Origin of the sequence: Streptomyces sp. TBY4, from assembly GCF_024213195.1 — a bacterium.
Lineage (GTDB): Bacteria > Actinomycetota > Actinomycetes > Streptomycetales > Streptomycetaceae > Streptomyces.
Genome location: NZ_JANAVF010000013.1, coordinates 212,742 through 230,671 on the forward strand (window position 1 = coordinate 212,742; position 17,930 = coordinate 230,671).

Below are 17,930 nucleotides of genomic sequence, written 5' to 3' on the forward strand. Positions count from 1 at the left end.
GACGTGGGCCCACAGGGTTCGGGCGAGGAGCGGTCACAGTGCAGCGCTGGCGTGGCTTGGAGGACATCCCCCAGGACTGGGGACGCGGCGTCGTCACCATCGGCTCCTACGACGGCGTCCACCGGGGTCATCAGCTGATCATCGGACGGGCCGTCGCCAAGGCGCGCGAGCTCGGAGTCCCCTCGGTCGTCGTCACCTTCAGCCCGCACCCGAGCGAGGTCGTCCGCCCCGGCAGCCACCCGCCGATCCTGGCCCCCTACGACCGGCGCGCCGAGCTGATGGCCGAGCTGGGCGTGGACGCGCTGCTGATCCTGCCCTTCACGGCGGAGTTCTCGCAGCTGTCCCCGGCCGACTTCATCGTGAAGGTGCTCGTCGACAAGCTGCACGCGCTGGCCGTCATCGAGGGGCCGAACTTCCGCTTCGGCCACAAGGCCGCCGGGAACGTCGAGTTCCTGCGGCAGCTCGGCTCCACCTACGACTACGAGGTCGAGGTCGTGGACCTGGTGGAGCGCGGCGACGCGGGCGACGGCGTGCCGTTCTCCTCCACGCTCGCGCGCAAGCTGGTGGCCCAGGGCGACATGGACGGCGCGGCCGAGATCCTGGGGCGCCCGCACCGGGTCGAGGGCGTCGTGGTGCGCGGTGCGCAGCGCGGGCGCGAGCTCGGCTACCCGACGGCGAACGTGGAGACGCAGCCGCACACCGCGATCCCGGCCGACGGGGTGTACGCGGGCTGGCTGACGGCGGACGGCGAGCGGATGCCGGCGGCGATCTCGGTCGGCACGAACGTGCAGTTCGACGCCACCGAGCGGACCGTGGAGGCGTACGCGATCGACCGGGTCGGCCTGGACCTGTACGGCATGCACGTGGCCGTCGACTTCCTCGCCTACGTGCGCGGGATGGCGCGGTTCGAGTCGCTGGACGGGCTGCTGGAGGCCATCGCGGACGACGTGAAGCGTGCGCGGGTGCTGACGGACTCGTACGACGCGGAGCACTGACGGGCCCGCCGGCCCGCCGGCTTACTGGCTTACGGGTGAGGGCCTGTACCGTCCCGGGGATTCCGGGGGCGGTACGGGCCCTCGTGCGTGTGCCGGCTGCGCCGGTCAGCCCAGGCGGGGGTCGCGCGGGGGCCCGCCGGGCTGGCCGTGACCGGGCTGGCCGGGCTGCTGGGGCCAGGGCTGGCCGGGGGTGGGGTAGGGCTGCTGCCCGTACGGGGCCTGCGGCGGCTGCTGCGGCTGCTGGGACGGGCGCGGCTGAGACTGAGGCTGCTGCGGGTAGGGCTGCTGAGGCGGCTGCGGCTGGCCCCAGTGGTTCTGGGGTGCCTGCTGCTGGGCGCGGATGAAGTCCTCGGCGACCAGGGCGGAGAGGTTGAAGTAGGCCTCGCGCGTCTTGGGCCGGAGCATGTCGAGATCGACCTCGGCGCCGGCCGCGAGGTGGTCGTCGAACGGGACCACGACGACGCCGCGGCAGCGGGTCTCGAAGTGCCGCACGATGTCCTCGACCTTGATCATCTTGGCGGTCTCGCGGACCCCGGAGATCACGGTGAGGGAGCGCGAGACGAGATCGGCGTACCCGTTGGCGGTGAGCCAGTCGAGGGTGGTGCTGGCGCTGCTCGCGCCGTCCACGGAGGGCGTCGAGATGATGATCAGCTGATCGGCCAGGTCCAGGACCCCGCGCATCGCGGAGTAGAGGAGACCGGTGCCCGAGTCGGTGAGGATGATCGGGTACTGGCGGCCCAGCGTCTCGATGACCCGCCGGTAGTCCTCGTCGTTGAAGGCCGTCGAGACGGCCGGGTCCACGTCGTTGGCGATGATCTCCAGACCGGAGGGCGCCTGGGAGGTGAACCGGCGGATGTCCATGTACGAGTTGAGGTACGGGATCGCCTGGACCAGGTCCCGGATCGTGGCCCCGGTCTCACGGCGCACGCGGCGGCCGAGGGTGCCGGCGTCGGGGTTCGCGTCGATGGCCAGGATCTTGTCCTGGCGCTCGGTGGCGAGCGTGGCGCCGAGGGCGGTGGTCGTCGTGGTCTTGCCGACGCCGCCCTTGAGGCTGATCACGGCGATGCGGTAGCAGGACATGACCGGCGTGCGGATCAGCTCCAGCTTGCGCCGCCGCTCCGCCTCGGCCGCCTTCCCGCCGAAGCGGAACAGGCCGCCGCCACCGGAGGCGTTGTTGCCGCTCTTCGCCTTCTGCCGGCCGCGGAGCAGGCGGTCGGAGGACAGCTCGACGGCGGCGGTGTAGCCGAGGGGGGCGCCGCCGGAGGGCTGGGGGGCGCCGTAGCGGGGGTCGTGGCCGTGGGGCCCCTGAGGGCCCTGTGGTCCCTGTGGTCCCTGCGGCCACTGGCCGCCGCGGGGATCGGCGTACTGCGGCGGCTGTTGCTGCGGCTGGGGCTGCGCGGGCGGGAATCCGTACCCGGCGTCGGGCGACTGGGGCTGCGGCTGCTGCGGCTGCTGCTGGACGGGGGGCTGGATGTCGTACCCGCCCCGGGGGTCCGCAGGCGCGGTCAACTCCGAGGGCCACTGCGGAAGTTCGCCGCCGGGCGCGGAGTCGGCCCCGCCGGATCCCTCGAACGTGTTCGCCGCGGGCGGCGCCGGAATGACGTTCCCCGCCGGGGGAGTGGGCGTACGCACGACAGCGGGCGGCGCGCCTTCGACCGGCGCGGCCGCGTACGGGTCGCTCAAGGAACCCCGATCGGCCGGGCTTCCGACGGGCAGCCCCTCACCCGGACGAGCCACCGCCGAGTCACCCCCCGTGCCTTCGGCGCCGGTCGGCGCGGACGCGTACGCCGGGGCGGAGGAGGCCGGCGGATCCAACGGCAGGGCAGCGTCCGAAGGGGACGGGTACGACGGCACCCCGGTGCCCGGCTCCGGGACGACGGCCTCCGCAGCGGCCGGGCCGGACGGCGTGGACGGCAGTGCGGTGTCCGGGGCCGGAGCGTCGGCCGGGACAGCGGCGTCCGAGGCCGGCGGGAACGGCGTCCCGGCGGAGTCCGCCCCCGGGGTGTGGGCCGGGGTGGGGCTGTCCCAGGTCGGCGGCTGCGTGGGCAGTGCGGGGGCCGGGGTGTGGGGAGGTACGGCGTCGTCCACGGTCGGCGGGTGCGGCGGCCGGGCCGTGTCCGGGGCCGGGGTGTGGGTCGGGACGGCGGTGTCCGAGGGAGCCGGGAACGGCGTCCCGGCGGAGTCCGCCCCCGGGGTGTGGCTGTCCCAGGTCGGCGGCTGCGTCGGCAGTGCGGTGCTGGGGGCCGGGGCGTGCGAGGGGGTGCTGTCCGAGGGCGACGGGTACGGCGGCCGGGCCGCGTCCGGGGCCGGGGTGTAGGGCGGGACGGGGGCGTTCGAAGCCGTCGGGTACGACGGCAGTCCGGTGCCCGGCGTCGGCGGGTACGGCGGTGCGGCCGCCGAGTCCGCGGTCAGGGCCGTGGGAGTGTCGGGGGTGCCCGGGTACGGCACGGCTGGTGCCGGTGCCGGTGCGGGTGTGTTCGACGCCGCGCGCGGAGCCGGCGGCGCGATGCGCATCGTCGGCGGGGTTTCCAGGTGGTCCGCCGCCGGCCGGTGGGGCTCGAAGCCGCTGCCTTCGGGCAGGCCCGGGATCGCGGCGGCTGCCGGAGCCGAGCCCTGCGTGTACCAGGCCGGCGGGGTGTAGTCGATGGTGAACTCGCCCGTCAGCTCGGGCTCCGCGTCGGACTGATCGTCCGTCGGGACGTCCCACGTCCCGCCGCGCCTCTCGTTCCGATCGCCGCTCACTGGTCCTCCTGATCTGTCGAACACTGGTCCGGCGTCCCACCGCGCCACGCCGGCGCCCAGCCTAATCGTGCCCCGCAGCCGGTATCCGCCCCCGTCCGCCCGTACCCGGGGTCGGGCCCGGGGCGCGGGCCGCCTCCATCCTGCCCATACGGCCGTGCCCCGGCCAATTCCCCTTCCCCGACCTGCCGGGTCACCCCGTCCCCGCACCGCGCGTGCGTACCCGGTCCCGACCTGCCCGTTCCCGCCCTGCGGGCCCCGAATCTGCGCGCGCCTCCCGGGTCGGACCCGTCCCGGCGCTGCCCGTTCGAGTCGGTTCGGCTCGGCTCGGCCTGCCGGTGCTTGGGCCCGGGCCTCGGAGCCGTCGCTCGTCCGGTGCGGGTGGGTTGGCCCTGCGGGGCGAGGTCCCCTACCCGCCCTTCGCCCGTTCCCCGGTGCTCCGCCCCGGACCCCCGCTCCTCAAACGCCGGAGGGGCTGAGGGTGCCGGAGGGGCCGGGACGGCCCTGTGGGCCGTCCCGGCCCGCGAGGGCGCGCTGCGCGCACTGACAGGCCGACGCCGGCCACATCCAGCCGCGCCGGCGCTTGAGGCGCGGTGTCCGGGGCGGAGCCCCAGAAGGCGCCCCGGCGCAGCCCGGCACCCCTTCCCAGCCGGTCCGGCGTTCGAAGGCCGGGGTCCGGGCGCAGCCCCGGGGTGCCACCCAGTCCGTCCGGTGTTTGAGGCGCGGGGTTCTGGGCGTAGCCCGGGGAGACATCCAGTCCGGCCGGTGTTTGAGGGCCGGGGTCTGGGCGTAGCCCGGGGAGCCACCCAGTCCGGCCGGTGTTTGAGGGCCGGGGTCCGGGCAGCGCCCGGGGAGCTACCCAGCTCCACCGGAGTTCGAGGACCGGGGTCCGGGCGTAGCTGGGGGAGACACCCAGCCCCGCCGGTGTTTGAGGCGCGGGTCCGGGCGGCGCCCGGGGAACGGTGGAAGGGCGGGTCGGGGGCCTTGCCCCGCAGGGCCAACCCACCCGCACCAGGCGACCGGCGCAAGCCGTCGGTGGGGGCGGCCCGTCCGAGCACGCCCAGCCGGCCCCGGCACACCACTCCACCGGACGGTTCCCGCAGAGCGGCACAACGCTTGCCTACTGTTCCCGGCCTGCCGGTCCCCGAACTCCGCCCCGAGCGCCCCGCACATGCAGTCCCGCCACCCGGAACCCCCGAACCGGTACCTCCGGAGTGTCCACTCCGCGACCCGGTGTCCCCCGTGAGGCTGAACCTCGCGCCCCCGCCCCCGCCGGTCCCCGCCCCATTCAGTCGATGCGCCGCGCCGCCCCCAGCAGCCCCGTCTCCCCGTCCGTCGGCTGTGTCATCACGAACTGCCGGTCCCGGTCGGTGCACCACAGCGTGACCCCGTCGCCCAGCGTCGGCAGGGACTCCACCGCCGCCGCGGGCAGCCGCATCAGGCTGCCGAGTTGCTCTGCCTCGTCCGGGGAGACCCGCTGGATGCCGACCAGGGAGGCGTTGCGCACCAGGCGGGGGGCGGCCGGGCTCAGGTACGGGAGCAGGGTCAGGACGGACTGCCAGGGTCCCGCCGCCACCCGGCCCCGCGGCGGGCGCATGCCGCAGTCGCGGATGACCAGGACCGGGCTGCCCGCCGACGCGCCCTGCGGCGGCACCCGGCCCACGTCGTGCAGGGTCACGCACTGCTGGCCCCCGCCCGCGGCCTGCGCCAGCCCGGACCACACCGGGCCGCGTCCGGTCTCCACCGTGACCCGCGCGCCCGTGGCGGCCGCCCGCAGGGCGAGGACCTGCGCCGTCCACAGGCCGCCGATCAGCGTGATCTCGTACGGTGTCGGCCGGTTGACGCCGAGGACCGCCGGGCGGCCCCCCGAGTCCACGCCGATGACGACCCCGTCGTCCCCGACCGGCAGCGCGAGCGCATCGAGCTCCGACGCCTGGACCACGTGCCGCTCCCGGCGCGGGCCGACGAGACCGAACCCGCCCCGCACCGAGCGAGCGCCGGGCTCCGAACCAGTCCCCGTACGCGCCCGAGAGCCCCTCATCGTGCCCCTCCCAGCGGCAGCGACGCCAGCAGTCCCGGCACCTGCTCCCGGTCCAGCCGCACCAGCCCGGCCTTGACGCCCCGGGCCGTCTGTTCCAGTCCGCGCCGTGCCGCGACCAGTTCCTCGTCGCTGCGCCCGGTGACCCGTACGTGCCCGGTCAGCGTGACCTCGTGCCGCGCGGCCGGGGTCATCGTCAGGCTGAAGTTCGTCGCCAGCGCCGGCAGCGAGGTCAGCAGGGCGACGAACTGCGGGAGTCCGGCCCCGCTCCCGCCCAGCTGGGGCCAGCGGCTGATCCAGTACGTGGTGTGCCGCCGGTCGTCGCAGCGCCAGGTCCGCGGGGTCTCCTCGGTCCGCCGGCCGGTGGCCGCCGACCGCCCGGCCTGGGTGATCGCCATCGGGTTCGCGCACGAGGAGGTGGCCAGCGCGCCCGTCAGTTCCTGTTCCGTGAGCACCGTCGCGCGGAACCCGGCCCCCGCGAGCCTGCTCGCCAGCTGGTCCGCGACCCGCACCAGACACCGCTGCGCGCCCGGCAGTCCGCCGCCGCGCGCGGTGACCGCGTCGGGGCACAGCTCGGGGTCCAGCTTGAGCGCGATCCACGTGAGGCGCACCGCCGGGCTTCCGGTCTGGGCCTGCAGCGGGGCGTAGTTGCGCGTGGCCATCGATTGGGCCGGCAGGTGCGGGGCGGGCGCCGGCTGGGTGTGCTGGACGAGCTGCGCCGACTCCAGCCGGATGCCGTCCACTTCGAGGACGTCCCGTACGAGGGCCAGCGGCAGCGGCCGCGCCGTCCGGTCGGGGCGCAGCGCGGTGGCGTCCATGTCGACCTGGACCACCGCGGTGAGGAAGGTGCCGTCGCCGACCATCCCGACGGGCCGCCGGTCACGGCCCCGCTCCCGCTCGCGGTCCCGCTCGCTGAACGTGAGCGTCCGCAAAGCCGGTTCGGCCTCGACGAGCGGCGCCAGCCCGGGCTCCGTGCCGGCCGGTACCGCGGTGGCGGCGGCCCGGCGGCGGCGTGCGCGCAGCGCCAGCGCTCCGCCGATCCACTCGGGCAGCGAGCGCCGGTGCCTGCGTACGACCGCGAGCAGGACGAGGGCCAGGGCGAGCACACCGGCCGGCGCCAGTAGCAGGGGCTCCACGACCCAGGCCGTCAGCAGCGCGGCCGCGGCGACCTGGAGGAGTACGAGCTGTTGCAATCGGAACGGGCCGAACCGCCCCGGGCCGGACTTCGGATGCGGCGTCACTCCGGCGCGCGCGGGTGCGGGCGCCCCGGTCCGCGGCCTCACGGCAGTGGCCATCACTCGCGCACCTCATCTTTCCGGGGTTCGTACCCCTGAGCCCCGGTGAGCCCCGGCGGCACGCGCGTCAGCCGGCCGCACGCCCACGGAATCTCCCCAACCCGCCCCAACACCCCTGTTTCCCCCGGCCCGGAAGGCGTGGAGCGGCTGCCTCACCCTACCCGGCACCCACCCGCCCTCCGTCAAGAGGCATAGTAGGTGGCCGGTCGGACAACAGAGGCCCGGCGACCGTACCCATCGCCCGGGCCGTGCGGGGAGAATCAGGCGGCCATGGCCTCACGACGTGACGAGCTCAACGCGTACACCTTTGCGAAGCGACGCACGGTGGCCGCGTTCCTTCAGCCTTCGGCGAGCGGATCGGAGGAGGGCGCTCCGCGACCGCTGCGCGCCGTCCTGCCCGGTGTGATCACCGCGGCGCTCGTCCTCGCGGCCTTCGGGGCCTGGGGCATGTTCAAGCCGACGGCGCCCAAGGGCTGGGACACCCCCGGCGACCACGTCATCGTCGGCAAGGATTCGACGACCCGTTACGTGGTCCTGACCACCAAGGTGGACGGCAAGGACCAGACCCGGCTGCACCCGGTGCTCAACCTCGCCTCCGCCCGGCTGCTGCTCGACCCGAACAAGGCCAAGGTCGTCCAGGTCGAGGACAAGGTGCTGGACGCGGGCAAGCTCCCGCGCGGCCCCATCATCGGCATCCCGTACGCCCCCGACCGGCTGCCGGCCCCGGCGGAGGCGGGCAAGGCCAAGCGCTGGGCCGTCTGCCAGCGGCCCGGCGGCAACGGCAAGGGCGTGCAGACGGCCGCCTTCGTCCTGGCCGACCGCGAGGCGAAGCTGATGGACGACGGGCGCCGGCTCTCCGAGGAGCAGGCCCTCTACGTCCAGAGCACCGGCCAGGGCAGGGCCCGCTACCTCGTCGACGCGGCGGGCATGAAGTACAAGTTCCCCGAAGGCACCGCGGACGCGCGCACGATGACCAACGCCCTCGTCGGCGGCAGCGCCGTCCCGCAGCAGGTCACCGAGGAGTGGCTGGCCACCCTCGGCTCCGGCGACGACCTCGCCTTCCCCGAACTGCCGGGCGCCAAGGCCGGGACGGCCGCCGGGGTCAAGGGGCTGGCCAGCAAGGACGACAAGGTCGGCATGGTCCTGAAGGCCGTGACCGGTTCGGGCGCGCAGCACTACCTGGTGCTGCCCGGCAAGGTCGTCCCCGTCTCCGACTTCACCGCCTGGCTGATGATCTCCTCGCCCGCGACCGACCGGCTCGACATGCACGGCAAGGCCCACGAGGTGGACCTCCAGTCCATCAACCCGGACCGCACGCCCTTCCGGGGCGACGCGAAATGGCCGCAGAAGAAGACCGAGCGGATCAACGAGGTCCGCGCGTCCGGCGCCCCGGCCGCCGGATCCACCGGCGCGGACGGCGTCCGCGACACCGTCTGCAGCGTGCTCCGCTCGGTCGACGCCCAGGGCGGACAGACGCTGAGCACCTGGGCCGGCACCGGATTCCCCGTCGACATCACCGCCAGCGGCACGAGCGCCTACGTCACCCCGGGCACCGGCCTGCTCTACACCCAGGCGCAGGGCCGCCAGACCACCGCGGGCGGCGCGCTCTTCCTGGTCACCGACACCGGACTGCGGTACGCCGTCCAGGCCAACGGCGACAGCGACGCGGACCAGCCCTCACCCGGACCGGGGGCGAGCCCGGGCCCCGGCCAGGGCGGGCCCGCCGGCACCGACGGCCGCCCCGTGCCGAGCCAGGCCCAGGCCCGGCTCGGATACGCGAACGTGGTCCCGGTGACGGTGCCCATCGCGTGGTCGGAGTTCCTCTCCAAGGGGCCCCGCCTCGACAGCAACTCCGCCCGTCAGCCCCAGGGCTCGTGATGCGGAGCACAGCGAAGCCCGCCCTCGCCGCGCTGCTGGCGGCGGCCGCCCTCACCCTGGGGGCCGCGCCGCAGCCCTCGTACGGGAGCGCCCGCGAGACCCCGTACCCCCTGCGCCTCGCGGGCGCCGGCGAGTGCACCTTCCCGATGAAGAAGCAGATAGAGGACCGGCCCTGGGCGCTCCAGCGCCTGCTGCTCGACGAGCTGTGGGCGGACACCAAGGGCCGCTCCAAGGACGGGAACAGCGTCCGGGTGGCCGTCATCGACACCGGCGTGGACCGGGTCAACCCGCAGCTCGCGGACGCCCTCGACATCGGGGCGGGCCGGGACTTCCTCGACGCCAAGGGCGACGGCACCGGGGACACCGTCGGGCACGGCACCAAGGTCGCCGGGCTGATCGCGGCCCGCCCGAAGGCGGGTACCGGCTTCGTCGGGCTCGCCCCCGAGGCCACGATCATCCCGATCCGGCAGAACGACGGACAGGGCAACGGCAACGCCGAGACCCTGAGCGAGGCCATCACCCACGCGGTGTCCAAGGGCGCCCAGGTCATCAACATCTCGCAGGACACCGAGGTGGCGATGACCCAGGACTCCAAGCTCGGCCAGGCCGTCAAGAAGGCGGTGGAGGCCAATGTGGTCGTCGTCGCCTCGGCGGGCAACGACGGCCTGAGCGGGAAGAAGCGCCCCACCTACCCGGCGGCCTTCCCCGGGGTCCTGGCCGTGGGCTCCTCGGACCGCAACAACGAGCGCGCCGCCTTCTCCCAGCCCGGCTCCTTCATCGGGATCGCGGCCCCCGGGGTGGACATGGTCTCCACCGTGCCCGGCTTCGGCCAGTGCGTGGACAACGGCACCAGCTTCTCCGCCCCCTACGTCGCCGGGGTCGCCGCCCTGCTGCGCGCCAAGCACCCGCAGTGGACCGCGCAGGAAGTGGTCTGGCAGCTCCAGAACACCGCCGAGCGCTCCGTCAACGGCCACGACGACTACGTCGGCTGGGGCGTGGTGGACCCGGTCCGCGCACTCACCCAGTCCGCCGAGGGGGCGGAACCCCCCAAGGCCCCCGTACCGGACCCGGGGCCGCCCCGCGCGGCGGCACCGGAACCGGCCGTGATGCGGACGGGCGAATCGCCCCGCGAACGCGACGAGCGGCTCGGCACCTACGCGCTGGGGATCGGCGGCGTGCTCATCGCCGTGATCGCCGGGACCGCGACGGTGGTGCGGGACGCCCGGAGGAGAAGGCGCCGTTTGCAGTGAACGGTCACGGTTCATCAACAGATCCCAAAGGGCTGTGTTGGGTAAGGCCGATCAACTGACTACAGTGATCGGAGGCTTCACGACTGTGATCGGGGATGGTGCGTGGAGCGGAGGGGGAACCGGGGGCGTGTGGCTGAAAACCGCCCTCTCGAAGTACCGCTCCGCCACGCGATCCGCCGGTTCTGTCTGGCGAATTGAAAGATGAGGAGCTTCGGATGACCAACAATTTCGGACTCGCTGATGACCCGGTAAAGCAGGCACTGAACAAGATCTCGGAGACCGCCGACAGCGTCACCCGGCAGTCCCGCGAGCTGGCGGACATCCTCGCCACCGTCAGCGCCGGCTGGACCGGTGTGGGCGCGTCGGGGTTCACCTCCGCGCAGACCGTCGTCAACGAGGACCACGACGAGATCCGCCGGCTGCTCGGTGTCCTGCACAACGCGGTCGCGCAGACCAAGAACCTGAGCAACGCACAGGACGACGACGTGGTCGCGGCGTTCCAGACGGTCAAGGCCGCCAGCGGCGGCGGCAACACCTCCGCCCTGAACGGGATCTGACCCGCTTCCCCACCCACCTGCCCATCAGCCCCGTGCGAAGGAGAAGAGCATGACCGCGAACAACGGGCACACCAAGGTCCAGTACGAGAGCGTCCAGGTGATGGCGGACCGCATCCGCATCGTCTCGGACAACATCAAGAAGGACCTCGACGAGATGGGCGCGGCCCTGACGGTCGTCACCGACACCTGGGACGGCGAGGCGCACCTCCAGTACGTCGAGCTGCAGCGCAAGTACAACGCCAAGGCCGACCACATGCGCGCCACGCTGCGCCAGGTCGCGGACCTGATCGAGCGCGGCAAGAACGACTACCGCGCCACCGACGTGAAGGCCTCGCGCCTGTTCACCGAGGCCTACTAGGCCCGCGGTACCGCGAAGCAAGGAGGGGCGCGCCCGCACCGGGCGCGCCCCTCCTTCGCGTGTACGGGGCCTAGCGCGGATCCCGGTCGAGATCGAACTCCCCGTCCCTGGCCCCGAGTACGAACGCCTCCCACTCGGCCGCGGTGTAGCGCAGCACCGTGTCACGGTCCAGCGAGGACCGCATCGCCACCGCTCCCTCGGGCAGCCGGGCGATCTCGACCCGCTCCTCGTCGGGAGAGGTGCCGGGCGGGCCCTCCCACTCGACGCCGCTGATGTCGAGCCCGTACAGCTCGTCCTTCTCCTGCTGGGTGCCCATGCGCGGCCTCTCCCTCGGTGGTGCGGTCCCTGCCGATTATCGACGCTGACCAGCCGCGCGCGGGAGGCTTTCCGGAACCCTCCCGGACGCCCGGCCCCGCACCCCGGCCGGCGTCCCGCGCTACAGCCCCGGCATCCGCCCGATCTGGATCAGCGAGGTCCCGCGCTTGCGCGAGACGAAGGAGGCCCGGCCCGGCGGCATGGGACGCGGCCGCACGCTGCCGACCAGATCCCCCTCGGACGGATCGCCCGACAGCACCACGCCCTGCGCGCCCAGCTCCTTGATCCGCTGCATGAACGGCTCGTACAGCGCCCGCGAGGCCCCGGCCGAGCTGCGCGCGATGATGAAGCGCACCCCCGTGTCCCGGGCGAACGGCAGGAACTCCACCAGCTGCGCCAGCGGATTGCCCTGACTCGTGGCCACCAGGTCGAAGTCGTCGATGATGATGAACACGTCCGGGCCCGTCCACCAGCTGCGGTCGCGCAGCTGCTGCGGGGTGACGTCCTGCGGGGGCTGGCGCCGGGCGAACACCCCGGCCAGCGCCTCCATGTGCATCTGCAGGGAGCTCGCCATCGGCGCGTACTCCAGCAGGTGCTCCTCCGGCAGTGCACCGAGCAGGCCGCGCCGGTAGTCGCCGACCACCAGCCGTGCCCGGTCCGGGCCGTACCGCTCCGAGATCCGCTGCGCGATGAGCCGCAGCAGGTTCGTCTTGCCCGACTCGCTCTCGCCGAACACGAGGAGGAAGGGGTCGGTCTCGAAGTCGACGAACACCGGCTCCAGCTCGGTCTCGTCGATGCCGATCGCGATCCCGCGCTCCGGGTACTCCCCGCCCTTGGGGAGCTGGTCCGCGTGGAGCAGCCGCGGCAGCAGCCGTACGCCGGGGGCCGCCTGGCCCGTCCAGCCCTGCTTCACGGCGTCCACGAAGGCGGCCGTCGCCTCCGACAGGTCCTCCGCCGCGTGCGAGCCGTCCACCCGCGGCAGCGCGCCCAGGAAGTGCAGCTTCTCCGCGACCTGGCCGCGGCCCGGCATCCCCGCCGGGACGTTCGCCGCCACCTTGCGGTCGAACTCGGAGTCCATGACATCGCCGAGGCGCAGCTCCAGCCGGCTGAGGATCTGGTCCTTCAGCGCGGCCCGGACCTCCATGTACCGGGCGACCGTGATCACCACGTGGATGCCGTATCCCAGTCCGCGGGACGCGATGTCCGTGACGACCTGCTCCAGGGCCTCGTACTCGCCCCGGAAGCCGCCCCAGCCGTCGACGACCAGGAACACGTCGCCCCAGGCCTCCCCGGGCAGCTCGCCCGCGGCCCGCCGGCGCCGGTAGGTGCCGATCGAGTCGATGCCGTTCGCGCGGAAGAACTCCTCGCGCCGGCGCAGCACCCCGGCCACCTCCGCGACCGTGCGCCGCACCCGCTCCGGGTCCAGCCGGGAGGCGATCCCGCCCACGTGCGGCAGCTCGGCGAGCGAGGACAGCCCGCCGCCGCCGAAGTCCAGCCCGTAGAACTGCACCTCGCGCGGGGTGTGCGTCAGCGCGAAGGAGGAGATCAGCGTCCGCATCAGCGTGGACTTGCCCGACTGCGGACCGCCGACCACCATCATGTGGCCCGCCGCACCCGAGAAGTCCCGGTACAGCACCTCGCGCCGCTGCTCGAACGGCTTGTCGATGAGCCCGAGCGGTACGACCAGCCCGCCCGGCCGCGTGTACCCCTCGGCGTGCAGCCCGCGCTCCGCGCTCGGCGCCAGCGCCGGCAGCAGCTGGTCCAACGGCGGAGCCTGGTCCAGCGGCGGCAGCCACACCTGGTGCGCCGGCACCCCCTGCCCCTCCAGCCGGCCCACGATCACGTCCAGCACCGTGTCCGCCAGCGCGTCGTCGCCCTGCGCGGCCCGCGCCTCCTGCTCCGCCCGCGCCGACAGGTACGCCGGGTCCGGAGCCGCGTACACCACGGGCACCGGCGCCGCCGTGAACAGCACCGGCCGACGCTCCACCGGGAACAGCCCCACCGACAGGTCCGGCCCGCCCGAGCGGTAGGTGCCCGAGACGTACGCCGCCTTGAAGCGCGTCATCTCGTCCGTACCGAACTTCAGGTACCCCGAACCGGGCACCGACGGCAGGTGGTAGGCGTCCGGCACGCCGATCGCGGTCCGCGACTCCGCCGCCGAGAAGGTCCGCAGACCGATCCGGTACGACAGGTACGTGTCCAGCCCGCGCAGCTTTCCCTCCTCCAGCCGCTGCGAGGCCAGCAGCAGGTGCACGCCCAGCGACCGGCCGATGCGGCCGATCTGGATGAACATGTCGATGAAGTCCGGCTTCGCCGTCAGCAGCTCGGAGAACTCGTCGATGACCAGCACCAGCGAGGCCAGCGGCTCCAGCGGAGCACCCGCCGCGCGGGCCTTCTCGTAGTCGTGGATGTTCGCGTAGTTGCCCGCCGAACGCAGCAGCTCCTGGCGGCGCTGCAGCTCGCCGCGGATCGAGTCGCCCATCCGGTCCACGAGCGTGAGGTCGTCCGCCAGGTTGGTGATGACCGCCGCGACGTGCGGCATCTGCCCCATCCCGGTGAAGGTCGCACCGCCCTTGAAGTCCGCGAGTACGAAGTTCAGCGTCTCCGAGGTGTGCGTGACGGCCAGCCCCAGCACCAGCGTGCGCAGCAGCTCCGACTTGCCCGAACCGGTCGCGCCCACGCACAGCCCGTGCGGGCCCATGCCCTCCTGCGCGGCCTCCTTCAGGTCCAGCATCACCGGGGAGCCGTCCTCGCCGACCCCGATCGGCACGCGCAGCCGCTCACCGGCGGAGCGCGGCCGCCAGGTCCGGGCCACGTCCACGGCGGCCGCGTCGCCCAGGTTCAGCAGGTCGGTGAAGTCCAGGTTGGCCAGCAGCGGCTCGTCCTCGTCCCCGCCGCCCGTCCGCAGCGGCGCCAGCTGCCGGGCCAGCGCCTCCGCCGCCGGCAGCGACAGGGTGTCCGGCAGACCCTCGTAGGCGAAGCCCGCCCCCGACTCCAGCCGCAGCCGCCCCGGCCGCACCACGACCGACAGCCCGCCGCGCGCCTCGTCCAGCTCGCCCGCCACCACCTCGACGACGGTGACCCCCTGCAGCCCCTCGGCCGCCGCGAACACCGAGTCCGGCGGCACCAGACCGCCACGGGAACCGGAGTCCAGTACGAGGACCACGTGCGGCTGGTCCAGCACCGGGGAGCCCTCCCGGCTGAACCGGGGCCGCCCCTCCAGCCGCGGGGCGAGCAGCCCCTCCAGCTCACCGATGTCGTCGCCGAACAGCCGCTTCGTGCCCGCCCCGTCGATCTGGCCCGGCACCTGGGTGTGCGGCAGCCACTTCACCCAGTCCCACTCCGCCACCGCGCCCGGCGCCGCCACCACGGCCACCATCAGGTCCTCGGGGGAGTGCAGCGTGGCCAGTTGCGCCACCAGCGCCCGCGCGGTGCCCCGCGCCGACTCCGGCTCCCCGGAGACCGTCACGTGGTAGAACGCCCGCAGCGACACCGCCATCGGCAGCCCGTCCAGCGAGGAGTGCACCCTCAGGAAACGCTGCATGGCACCCGCCGTCAGCGGCTCCAGCTCGTCCACCGGCGCCGTGTCCGGAGCCACCAGCGGGGTCGCCAGGCGCTGCGCGCCCAGCCCCAGCCGGGCCTGCCCGAAGTCCGGGTCGCCGACCCGCCGCTCCCACAGCCGCGAACCCTCGGCCACCACCGACCACAACTGCTCCGGAGCCGGGTGCAGGTACAGCTGCGCGTCGCGCTGGGCCCGCGCGGTCCTGCGTACCTGACGGCGGGTTTGAGCCAGGTACTTGAGGTAGTCCCGCCGGACATCGGCCATTTGCCCCTGTGTACCGCGCCGGTGCCGCATCAGCTGGGCCACCAGCATGCCCACCGTCGACACCATCATCAGCACGCCCATGATGCGCATGAACGGCGCGGCACCCGGCATGAAGAAGAAGACGGCCGACGAACCCATCCCGAGCATCGGGAGGAGCTGCATCAGCACGCCCTCCTGCTGCCCCCGGGGAAGTTCCGGCGGCGCCTCCAGCCTCAGTTCGTCCGAAGGCACTTCGGGCGGCAGCGACCGGGGCGGACGTTTGACGACGATCTGGCTCACCGGAGCATCAATCCCTCGAAAACAGACGGGACGTCGCAACCGGCGCCCTCAAGTCCCGGGCGCGAAGGGGGTCTCCTCCGCAGAGAGGTGATCCTACTTGCCGACAGTCACCGGCCCTCCCGGTAGGGTGGCGCGCGCGGCATGCGCATCCGCGAATCGGCCGCGCACCGCCGGGCGGACCACCGCCACCGGCGCGACCGCACCCACGCACGCACACCAGCGCACACACCCACCGGGGGGCATCAGGTGAACACCGCCGAGGCGACCGGCTTCCGCAGGGTCACCGTCGTGGCTCCCGACAGCCGCATAGACGTCGCCCTCCCCGAGGACATCGCCGTCGCCGACATCTACCCCGAGCTGCTGCGCCTCACCGGCCAGACCCAGCCCGTCGGCGCACCCACCGGCTTCCACCTGGTCCTGCGCTCCGGCACCGTCCTCGACGGCGCCCGCACCCTGGCCGCCCAGCAGGTCCTGGACGGCGAAGTGCTGAGCCTGCGCCCCTTCGCGGAATCCCTGCCGCCCGCCGTCTTCGACGACGTCTCCGACGCCGTCGCCGCAGCCGTGGTGCGCGACCGCCACCGCTGGAGCGACGACATGCTGCGCGGCGCGGGCCTGACCGGCGCGGCCGTCCTCTTCGTCCTCCTCGGCTTCGTCCTCTGGTACGCCGACCCCGTCCTGCACGACATGCACGGACTGCCCGGCATCATCGCCGGCTCCGTCGGCGTGCTCCTCACCGCCGCCGCGGGCGTCCGCGCCCGGGTCTACCGCGACCGCGGCTCCGCCGTCGCCCTCGGCCTCGCCGCCGTCCCGCACCTGCTGATCGCCGGCTCCGGCCTGATCGCCCCCGCCGCGGGCCAGGGACCCGGCCGTCTCCAGTTCCTCCTCGGCTGCGTCTGCGTGCTCGTCGCCTCCGTCGCCCTCGTCGCCCTCACCCCGGACGGCGACGCCCCCTTCGTCGCGACCACCTTCCTCGCCGCCACCGGGACCCTGGCCACCTTCACCGCCATCGCCGCCGACGCCTCCGCGACCTCCGCCGCGGCCGTCTGCGCCCCCGCCGCCATCGGCCTCGTCGCCTTCCTCCCCGGCCTCTCCGCCCGCTTCGCCCGGCTCCCCATCGGCTACGCCGCCCCGCGCAGCGCCACGGCCGAGTACGAGAGCCCGGACCGCTACGAGAGCGACCCCTACAACGAGTACGGTGACCGCTCCGCCACCGACGGCCACGACTCCGGAGCCCCGCTCGACGCCGAGGCCATCGCCGCCCAGGCCCGCCGCGGCCACGAGATGCTCCTCGGCCTCGTCGGCGGCTGCGCGGCCGTCGCCGTCGGCTCCGCCGCCGTCCTCGGCTTCTCGGACAACACCTGGGCCCGGCTCCTGGCCCTGGCCACCGGCCTCGCCATGCTCCTGCGCGCCCGCCTCTTCCGCTACACCTCCCAGGTCGCCTGCACCCTCGTGGCCGGGTTCGCCGCCCTCGGCCTGCTCGTCCTGGGCCTCGCCATGCACCCGCCGGCCGCCCTGCTCCGGGAGCTCGTCCTGTACGGGGACCACAGCGGCCTGGAGATCCGTACGCTCTGGCTCTCCGCGGCGGTGGCCGCCGGCGCGGCCCTCTTCGCCGGAATTGCATTGGTCATTCCCCGCAAGGGTCTGTCACCCTTCTGGGGGCGGCTGCTCGACCTCACCGAGGCGGCGGTCCTGCTCAGCCTGGTCCCGCTGGCCCTGGCCGTGCTCGACGTCTACGCCCGGGCCCGCGCTCTCACCAGCTGAGACGAGGGGCTGCGGCAGCCTGGTACGCTGTGTGACGGCCGTCTGTGTACGCGCCCCCGGAACCATCCGGAGGCAGCGCTCGACGGACCCCGCCTCCCGAGTTACGGAAGATCCCCAGAGAATTCGACCTGGGGCACTCGGTGGCTATGAAGACCTATTACGAGGAGTACGCGTGCCGCTCGACGCCGCAGTCAAGAAGCAGATCATCGCAGAGTTTGGTGCCAAGGAGGGCGACACCGGCTCCCCCGAGGTCCAGGTCGCGATGCTGTCCCGCCGCATCTCGGACCTGACCGAGCACCTGAAGTCGCACAAGCACGACCACCACTCCCGTCGTGGTCTGCTGATCCTGGTCGGCCAGCGTCGCCGCCTGCTGCAGTACCTGGCCAAGAAGGACATCCAGCGCTTCCGTACGCTGGTCGAGCGCCTCGGCATCCGCCGCGGTGCGGCCGGCGCCAAGTAAAGACGCTGTGAAGGGAGCGGTCCCCACATTGAGTGGGCCGCTCCCTTTGCTGTACGTGCGCGACGTACCGGACGCTTTGTAGTCTGGAAGCGTCCGCGTCGCGAGACGCGCACAACTGAAGAGGAGGAGCGCCCTCCCTACGCCGCCGGTCCTCGGTAGTGGCATCCGGAAAGCCCGTA

General features: G+C 73.7%; 12 protein-coding genes. 7 read left to right on the forward strand and 5 right to left on the reverse strand.

Annotated elements, in window-relative coordinates; translation table 11 throughout:
* Nucleotides 1-38 precede the first annotated feature (38 nt).
* Nucleotides 39-995, forward strand: a complete 957-nt coding sequence (locus tag NLX94_RS27850) for a bifunctional riboflavin kinase/FAD synthetase (RefSeq protein WP_254385833.1) — start codon at nt 39-41, stop codon at nt 993-995.
* 105 nt (nt 996-1,100) lie between these two features.
* On the opposite strand, the gene NLX94_RS27855 is transcribed toward NLX94_RS27850, so the two are convergent.
* From NLX94_RS27855 to eccE, 3 genes are all read right to left on the reverse strand, one after another.
* Nucleotides 1,101-3,737 (reverse strand): SCO5717 family growth-regulating ATPase, encoded by a 2,637-nt coding sequence (locus NLX94_RS27855; protein WP_254385834.1) that lies wholly within the window; start codon nt 3,735-3,737, stop codon nt 1,101-1,103.
* Nucleotides 3,738-5,022: 1,285 nt separating this feature from the next.
* Nucleotides 5,023-5,775 carry a hypothetical protein gene (locus NLX94_RS27860; protein WP_254385835.1) on the reverse strand — a complete coding sequence of 251 codons (753 nt, stop codon included), beginning with the start codon at nt 5,773-5,775 and terminating at the stop codon, nt 5,023-5,025.
* On the reverse strand, nt 5,772-7,067 hold the full coding sequence (gene eccE, locus NLX94_RS27865; protein WP_254385836.1) for a type VII secretion protein EccE: 1,296 nt from the start codon (nt 7,065-7,067) through the stop codon (nt 5,772-5,774). Before eccE ends, NLX94_RS27860 begins: the two co-directional genes overlap by 4 nt.
* 270 nt (nt 7,068-7,337) lie before the next feature.
* Here eccE and eccB point away from each other — a divergent pair, with 270 nt between their 5' ends.
* The 4 genes from eccB to NLX94_RS27885 all read left to right on the forward strand — a co-directional run bounded on the left by eccB (nt 7,338) and on the right by NLX94_RS27885 (nt 11,110).
* On the forward strand, nt 7,338-8,945 hold the full coding sequence (gene eccB, locus NLX94_RS27870; RefSeq protein WP_254385837.1) for a type VII secretion protein EccB: 1,608 nt from the start codon (nt 7,338-7,340) through the stop codon (nt 8,943-8,945).
* Complete coding sequence (gene mycP / locus NLX94_RS27875) at nt 8,945-10,195, forward strand: type VII secretion-associated serine protease mycosin (RefSeq protein WP_254385838.1); 1,251 nt, start codon at nt 8,945-8,947, stop codon at nt 10,193-10,195. The genes eccB and mycP overlap by 1 nt, the downstream gene beginning before the upstream one ends.
* Nucleotides 10,196-10,410: 215 nt before the next feature.
* Nucleotides 10,411-10,752, forward strand: coding sequence for a WXG100 family type VII secretion target (locus tag NLX94_RS27880; RefSeq protein ID WP_254385839.1), 342 nt, complete (start codon nt 10,411-10,413; stop codon nt 10,750-10,752).
* A gap of 49 nt (nt 10,753-10,801) precedes the next feature.
* On the forward strand, nt 10,802-11,110 hold the full coding sequence (locus NLX94_RS27885; RefSeq protein WP_254385840.1) for a WXG100 family type VII secretion target: 309 nt from the start codon (nt 10,802-10,804) through the stop codon (nt 11,108-11,110).
* 70 nt (nt 11,111-11,180) lie between these two features.
* On the opposite strand, the gene NLX94_RS27890 is transcribed toward NLX94_RS27885, so the two are convergent.
* Nucleotides 11,181-11,426: a DUF397 domain-containing protein gene (locus tag NLX94_RS27890; protein ID WP_254385841.1), complete on the reverse strand. Its 246-nt coding sequence runs from the start codon at nt 11,424-11,426 to the stop codon at nt 11,181-11,183.
* Between the two features lie 120 nt (nt 11,427-11,546).
* The gene (gene eccCa / locus NLX94_RS27895) at nt 11,547-15,530 is read right to left on the reverse strand and encodes a type VII secretion protein EccCa (RefSeq protein WP_254385842.1); all 3,984 of its coding nucleotides are present in this window, start codon (nt 15,528-15,530) and stop codon (nt 11,547-11,549) included.
* Nucleotides 15,531-15,776: 246 nt separating this feature from the next.
* Between eccCa and eccD the strand changes: the two genes are divergently transcribed.
* Entirely contained in the window at nt 15,777-17,291 is a 1,515-nt protein-coding gene (gene eccD, locus NLX94_RS27900) for a type VII secretion integral membrane protein EccD (RefSeq protein WP_254385867.1), read from the forward strand.
* Between the two features lie 172 nt (nt 17,292-17,463).
* Nucleotides 17,464-17,751, forward strand: coding sequence for a 30S ribosomal protein S15 (rpsO, locus tag NLX94_RS27905; RefSeq protein WP_254385843.1), 288 nt, complete (start codon nt 17,464-17,466; stop codon nt 17,749-17,751).
* The last annotated feature ends 179 nt before the right edge of the window (nt 17,752-17,930 follow it).